This is a genomic window from Sphingomonas sp. TREG-RG-20F-R18-01 (assembly GCF_022662475.1).
Lineage (GTDB): Bacteria > Pseudomonadota > Alphaproteobacteria > Sphingomonadales > Sphingomonadaceae > Sphingomonas.
The window spans coordinates 1-1199 of the sequence record NZ_JAKNQQ010000043.1; the positions used below are offsets into that span (position 1 = coordinate 1).

A 1199-nucleotide genomic window follows, 5' to 3' on the forward strand; every position below is an offset into this window, starting at 1 on the left:
CTGACGTGCTCCCCCTTTTCAGGCCGCTGATAACTTAGCTTCGGTGTTCATATGCCCCTGGCGGGGGCGGTTCGTAAACTCGGCGGGTGCCAACCCGCCAAGGCTGCTGTGCGGACGCACGGTGTTGTAGTCCGTCCGCCATGCCTCGATGATCCGTCTCGCCGCAGCCAGCGAGGGGAACAGGTGCTCGTTCAGACACTCGTCGCGCAAGCGACCATTGAACGATTCCACAAAGCCATTCTGCTGCGGCTTCCCCGGGGTGATGTAGTGCCACTCGACCCCGGTGTCCTGACACCAGGCGAGGACGGCATGACTGGTCAGCTCGGTGCCGTTGTCGCTGACCACCATGCACGGCAGTCCGCGACGCTCGGCGATGACGCTCAGTTCGCGAACAACCCGTCGACCCGACAGCGAGGTGTCAACGACGCATCCCAGACATTCCCGGCTGTAGTCGTCGATAACGTTGAGTATACGGAACCGCCGGCCGCAGGCCAACGAGTCCGACACAAAGTCGAGAGACCAGCGCAGATTGGGTTCCTGCGGGATCGCCATCGGCGCCCGCGTGCCCAGTGCGCGCTTGCGGCCACCACGCTTGCGCACCGTCAGTCGCTCCTCGCAATACAGCCGGTACACCTTCTTCAGGTTCATGCCCTTGCCCTCACGCCGCAGCAGGATCGCCAGCCGTCGGTAGCCGAACCGACGGCGCTCGTTCGCGATCTCGCGCATCCGCTCGCGGACAGCATCGTCCTTCCCGCGAAGCGGTTCATATTGCCACGCCGACCGATTGACCCCGATCAGCCTGCAGGCGCGACGCTCGGAGAAGCCGTGATCGGCCATCAGCTTCTCCACCGTAGCGTAGCGATCTGCAGACCGGGTCAGTTTTTTCCCAGCAAATCCTTCAACGCCGACACGTCAAGCATCGACTCCGCCAGCAGCTTCTTCAGCCGTCGGTTCTCGTCCTCCAACGTGCGCAGCCGGGCAGCCTCCGACACAGTCATGCCGCCATACTTCGCCTTCCAGTTGTAGAACGTCGCGTCGCTGATCCCGTGCTTCCGGCACAACTCGGCGGTCTTCACGCCAGCTTCATGCTCGCGCAGCACCCCAATGATCTGATCCTCGGTAAATCGGCCTCGCCGCATCACTCGTCTCCATCTGACGAGCTAACTTACCAATGGCATGATTTCTGGGGAGCACGTCAT

The 1199-nt window shown here is 62.5% G+C and carries 1 protein-coding gene; it reads right to left on the reverse strand.

The annotated features are described in order from the left end of the window. Positions 1–18: 18 nt before the first annotated feature. A protein-coding gene (locus tag L8K25_RS22545; protein ID WP_242141262.1) for an IS3 family transposase occupies positions 19–1139 on the reverse strand; the annotation gives its coding sequence in 2 pieces (ribosomal slippage) (positions 19–890 and positions 890–1139; 1122 coding nt in all). Between the last annotated feature and the right edge of the window lie 60 nt (positions 1140–1199).